The following is a 5564-nucleotide window of genomic DNA, read 5'->3' on the forward strand; positions in this document are numbered from 1 at the left end:
ACACATCGCAGTTTATGGAGCTTTCAATGAGCAACGTTTAACTGGTTTACATGAGACTGCTTCAATCAACGATTTCTCTTGGGGAGTTTCAGATAGAGGAGCTTCAATTCGTATTCCAATTATTGTTGTAGAAAATGGCTACAAAGGATGGTTAGAAGATCGTCGTCCATCTTCAAACTCTGACCCATATAAAGTTGCTGCAAGAATTATTAAAACTGTAAAACCAGTTAAATAAACTTAACGCATTTATTATAAAAAAAAACGTCCAATATATCTTGGACGTTTTTTTATAATATTTTATTTGGGCGTTACCTCAGGGTAGGGCTTTACATTACAAATCCTCGCGACGCACCTCGCTGTGGACTTTCCGCTTCAAACCCTAACGCATCTATTTGTAAGCTTATCGTTTTAAACCGAATGTTGTTTTATTTTTAGAAAGGTTCGTTTTTTTTTCTGAAAAAGTCAAGTAATTTAGTAAATCACCAATTTTTATAACAGATAAAAGAGAAATGAATGAGAAGTGATTTTTTAAAAATTTAAAGCTTGCCTTTTGTAAAAACCAGAAACATAAAAATCCCATAGCCTATAACTAAAAAGAAACCTTTTGCTCTACTAATTTGAAAACGTTTAGGTAAAAATATTAAAGGAATTAAAACTGCTGAAAAACCTAGCATCCAGAAGATATCACTCGACAAAATTTGTGGCTCGGTAACAGGAATTGGTGTAACCATAGCAGTTAAACCTAAAACCGATCCAATATTAAATATATTTGAGCCTATTAAATTTCCTAACGAAATTGCTTTTTCTTGTTTCGCCGCAGCGATTACTGAAGCTGCTAACTCTGGTACACTCGTACCAATGGCAATTAAAGAAACGCCTATTACGGCTTCACTAACACCAACTGCCGTCGCAATTTCCTTAGCTCCAAGAACAAGCCATTCACTACCAAAATAAAGGGATGTTGCCCCAATTAATAACCACAAACCAATTTTAAAGTTAGAGACAGTTGATAAAGCATCGTCTACCTCCTCAATAAAAATATCCTTTTTTGCACTCCTAATAAGAAAGATTAAAAATGCTATAAGACCAGCAAATAAAACACCTCCTTCAATAGCTGTTAAAACATTATCATTTTTTAAAAAATAATAGAGTACAATGGAAAACACCATCATCACTGGCCAATTAAGCTTGTAAAATGACTTATCTACGGCTATAGAACCCACTAAAGCAGTTATACCTAAAACCAAACCAATATTAGCAATATTAGATCCTACCACATTATTAATGGCAATTGCTGGAGAACCTGATAGGGCAGCTTGTAAGCTTACCAATAATTCTGGAGCTGAAGTTGCGAATGACACCACCGTCATACCAATAATCATTTTGGATATACTAAACTTAAATGATAGTGCTACTGAGGAACGTACCAAAAACTCACCTCCTACAACTAATAATATAAACCCAAGGATAACCCAAAGTAAACTCATGAAAATATTTTTTTTTGCGAAGATAATATAAATGAAAGTGAAAAGTGAAAAGTGAAATTTTTTAATTCAGATTGAAATTTAGCAATGACATTTTATTTTCATAAAAGATGAAATACTCAAAAAACATCAATTTTTTAATAAAAACCCCCTTGGTTTATAAAATTCAATTAAAAAATGCCTTATAATTATATCAAATTTAAATAAATAATCACTTTTTAGTTATAATACAAAACTTATATCAAGAGCATTATGTTATTATTGAAACCATTCCTATTTTTTTACTTACAAATTAGCATTCAAAATCATCGATTTATATAAAATCGTTTGGTCAACACATCAGTAAATATATATCTTCAAAAAACATTGATATAGATAATCTTATTTACTAACTTTTTAAACCTTAAAACATGATAACACTTGCCAAAATTGTAATTGACGTAATACTATTTATTATTTCAATTATCTAAACCAAAAAGCATGTAAAACTTAGTCTAGAATAAGTTTTACTATTTTTGTCCTTAAATAAACCAATAACGTGAAAAAGGAAGTTTTCAAATTTTTAGCAAAGGTTAACAAATTAATCTTACCCAGTTATTCTAAAAAACAGTTAGATTTAGCCAAAGCCACTAAATTACAAATGGCAATTATTGGTTGGAAATGGTTTGTTACAAGAAATGCATTAGATTGATAGTTAAAAATTAGCATTTCGGCTTAATTTTTGTGTTTTGAAATATTCAAATAGTAAATTAACACTTTAATATAAAAGCCCCCAACAAACCGAACACCTATGGTTAAACATATATATCCATTACTAATACTTTTTAGCTTCACCCTAAATCTAATTTCTCAAGAAGCCAAAATTTCTACGAAATTTTCTCAAGATGGTAACCTATATCAAACTTCAACTAAGGCATCTCAAACTATTGCTGAATTTAAAGAGAATGAAAAATGTATAGTAACCGGTTATCTTGGTAACTATACCTATAAAATAAAATATAAAGATTTAGTTGGTTTTGTTAAGGATCAAGATTTATTTGTAAACGAACAAATGATGGATTTATATTTTGATCATGAAGAAAAGGAACGAGATAAAGCCATACAAGAAAGAAAGCAAAAACAGGAAAAAGCAGACACAATTTTAATACAAGCTGCAGAGGAAAAAAAATTAATTGAGCAGCAACGTATAGATTCTATGGCAAAAATTGAAAACGAAGCAAAAAGTAAGCTCTTAGAAATAAAACAAAACGACTCTATTGCAAAAGTTAAAGAAGAACAAAAAATAGAACGTATTGCACAAAGAAAGAAAGATTCAATTAATCAAGCTATTAAAGAACAAAATAGAATTTTAGCTGAGAAACAAAAAAATGATTCTATTACTAAAGCTGAAGACGCCGCTAAAAAACAATTAAAAATACAAAAGCGAAATGATTCTATTACTCAAGCCAAAGAGAATCAAAAGAAAGCCTTAGAGCAATTGAAAAAAAGAAATGATTCTGTTGTTAAAGTTAAAGCCCAACAAAAGATAGAAGCCGAAAGAAAAAAGAATGATTCCTTAACTAAAGTAAAAGAAGATAAAAAGAAAGTTTTAAAGGAATTGAGAAAAAGAAACGATTCTGTTGCTAAAGGTAAAGAACAACAAAAGACAGAAGCCAAAAGAAAAAAGAATGATTCCTTAACTCAAGTAAAAGAGGATAAGAAAAAGGCTTTGAAGGAATTGAAAAAAAGAAACTACTCTATTGCTAAAGCTAAAGCCCAAGAAAAAGCATTAGAAGAAAAAAGAAAGAAAAACACGATTAGTCAAACCAAAGAAGAGCAAAGCAACCGAATCATTGAAAAAAGACGATATGATTCTATTATCAAGGTTAGAGAACTTGAAACAAAACAATTAATCGAATTAAGGAGACAAAACGATTCGATAGCTAGAATTATAGAGAAGGAAAGAAAAGAGCAAGAAGCATTAAGAAATCGCACTACTATAGCTAAAGAAGCCAATACTTCTAATTCAAAAGAAGAAGAAAATAAAAAAGCAACATTGCTTGAAAGAATCAAGTATAGAGATTCTTGTCATTATCAAATCAATGAGTATGATCGATTTTATAACATTACAACAATTAGAACAGAGCCATATACTCTAAATAAAAATCTTACAGTAGAATTATATAAACAAGGCAGAAAAACAGATGTCTTTTTCAATTTATCAGAAGATTTAGGGTGCGCTACTTACCTGCCGAACCAAAGATCTAGTGTAAAAATCACTTTAGAAAATAATCGCATTGTTAACTTTTATCACTCCTGGGATATTGAATGCGGTGAATTGTTTCTTTTTAAAGCTAGATTATCTAGCATTAACATAAATATATTAAAAAAATCACCTATTAAATCTATAGTAATTCATGGAACTCAAGGCTATAAAGAAATAAATTTTATAGAATACAAAGAGTTTTTTATCGATAAGCTTAAATGTATTGAGTAAATAAATCACCAACAAAAAAGCCAATGACTATGGCTATTTGTTAGGAAGTAAACATTTTTAAAATATATCGACTGAGTTTGTTATTTATAAACCTTTAACAACTTATACTGCTCTTCAATAGCGGCTTTAAATTCTGTTTTTAAATCCGAAACTAAATCACTTACACTTAGCGAATTATTTATGGTGGTTACTCCTTGTCCTGCCGACCAAATGGTAGCCCAAGCTTTAGCTTCATCATTTTTAGCAGTTAATTCTTCTCCAAAATCTACTTTACTCTTTTTTGCTAACATGTCTTCAGTAATTCCCATAGCATTTAAACTGGGTGCTAAAAAGTTTGCAGCAACTCCAGAAACTGCAGCGGTATAGATAATATCACTTGCACCACAATCAATAATCATATCTTGATAAGCTTTTGGTGCTTTACTCTCTTCGGTATTAATAAAACGGGTTCCCATATAAGCTAAATCTGCTCCCATTTGCATTGCCGAAGCGATATCTCTTCCTGTACTAATGCAACCCGAAAGTAATATCGTTTTCTTGAATATTTTTTTAATTTCTGAAACTAATGGCATCGGGTTTATGGTTCCTGCATGACCACCAGCACCTGCTGCAACGAGTATTAATCCATCTACTCCTGCTTCCGCTGCTTTTTCAGCATGACGTTTTTTAATCACATCGTGAAATACCAAACCTCCATAACTATGGACAGTATCTACTAATTCTGAAACGGCACCCAATGAAGTAATTATTAATGGAACTTCATGCTTAACACACAAGGCCAAATCTGCTTCTACTCTTGGGTTAGAATGATGGACAATCAGATTAACACCAAATGGTGCTGCTTTTTTACCCGATTCCTTTTCAAAATCGGAAAGTGCTTTTTTAATTTCAATTAGCCATTCTTCAAATCCCTCAGATGTTCGTTGGTTTAATGCTGGGAATGTTCCAACAATACCATTTTTACAACACTCAATTACTAATTGAGGTCCTGATATTAAAAACATTGGCGCCGCTATTGCTGGCAGTGATAATTCTTTAATAAATGATGCTTTACTCATAATATAATTAATATTTTATTAGATGACTTCAAATAACCCAGCAGCTCCCATTCCGCCTACAACAAACATAGTGCTAACGCCCTAATTAGCGCCTTTTCGTTTCCATTCTATTAATGCATGAGTACTATACGAGATCCACTCACTCCGTAAAGCTGTCCAATAGAAATGGCATCTCAATTTACATTTAATAAATTGTCATCGATTCCTAATTTCTCTCTGCAATATAATACTTGTAAAGCAAAAGCTTCGTTTAATTCCCAATGTATGATCTCATTATATTGTTAATCCATGTTGTTTCAATAATTTTGGCGCTGCGAATTTAGGACCAATTCCCATTTCATCTGGCTCGCAACCGGTTACTGCTATACTCCTATAAACCCACAAAGGTGTTACGTTTTGTTTAGCCGCTAAAGCCTAGCTAAAAAGTGAGATCGAGAGACGTGTGTAAATAATTAAACGAAAAAAGAGGGTAGAACTCAAACAACTACCCTCTTTTAATGCCACTATAATATAACCAACCAAGTACTAGTGACAGTTTCAAAATTA

5 protein-coding genes and 1 pseudogene are annotated in these 5564 nt (G+C 31.5%); 3 read left to right on the forward strand and 3 right to left on the reverse strand.

Features of this window, described 5'->3' with window-relative positions; translation table 11 throughout:
* Nucleotides 1–235 (forward strand): annotated as a pseudogene (locus tag QZ260_RS08440) (glutamine synthetase); the annotation flags it as partial.
* Between the two features lie 301 nt (nt 236–536).
* Here QZ260_RS08440 and QZ260_RS08445 read toward each other — a convergent pair.
* Nucleotides 537–1487: a calcium/sodium antiporter gene (locus QZ260_RS08445; RefSeq protein ID WP_295985020.1), complete on the reverse strand. Its 951-nt coding sequence runs from the start codon at nt 1485–1487 to the stop codon at nt 537–539.
* 535 nt (nt 1488–2022) lie between these two features.
* On the opposite strand from QZ260_RS08445, the gene QZ260_RS08450 reads away from it, so the two are divergent.
* Together QZ260_RS08450 and QZ260_RS08455 are read left to right on the forward strand one after the other, a co-directional pair.
* Nucleotides 2023–2175, forward strand: coding sequence for an SsrA-binding protein (locus QZ260_RS08450; RefSeq protein ID WP_295985022.1), 153 nt, complete (start codon nt 2023–2025; stop codon nt 2173–2175).
* 99 nt (nt 2176–2274) lie between these two features.
* Nucleotides 2275–3960: a hypothetical protein gene (locus tag QZ260_RS08455; protein ID WP_295985023.1), complete on the forward strand. Its 1686-nt coding sequence runs from the start codon at nt 2275–2277 to the stop codon at nt 3958–3960.
* An 80-nt stretch (nt 3961–4040) separates the two neighbouring features.
* Here the strand turns inward: QZ260_RS08455 and QZ260_RS08460 are convergent, their stop codons facing one another.
* Both QZ260_RS08460 and QZ260_RS13190 read right to left on the reverse strand, forming a co-directional pair.
* Nucleotides 4041–5018 carry a nitronate monooxygenase gene (locus tag QZ260_RS08460; RefSeq protein ID WP_295985025.1) on the reverse strand — a complete coding sequence of 326 codons (978 nt, stop codon included), beginning with the start codon at nt 5016–5018 and terminating at the stop codon, nt 4041–4043.
* A 173-nt stretch (nt 5019–5191) separates the two neighbouring features.
* A complete protein-coding gene (locus QZ260_RS13190) occupies nt 5192–5287 on the reverse strand; it encodes a hypothetical protein (RefSeq protein ID WP_365969425.1) in 96 nt (31 codons plus the stop codon).
* Between the last annotated feature and the right edge of the window lie 277 nt (nt 5288–5564).

The organism is uncultured Algibacter sp. (assembly GCF_905480415.1).
Lineage (GTDB): Bacteria > Bacteroidota > Bacteroidia > Flavobacteriales > Flavobacteriaceae > Algibacter_B.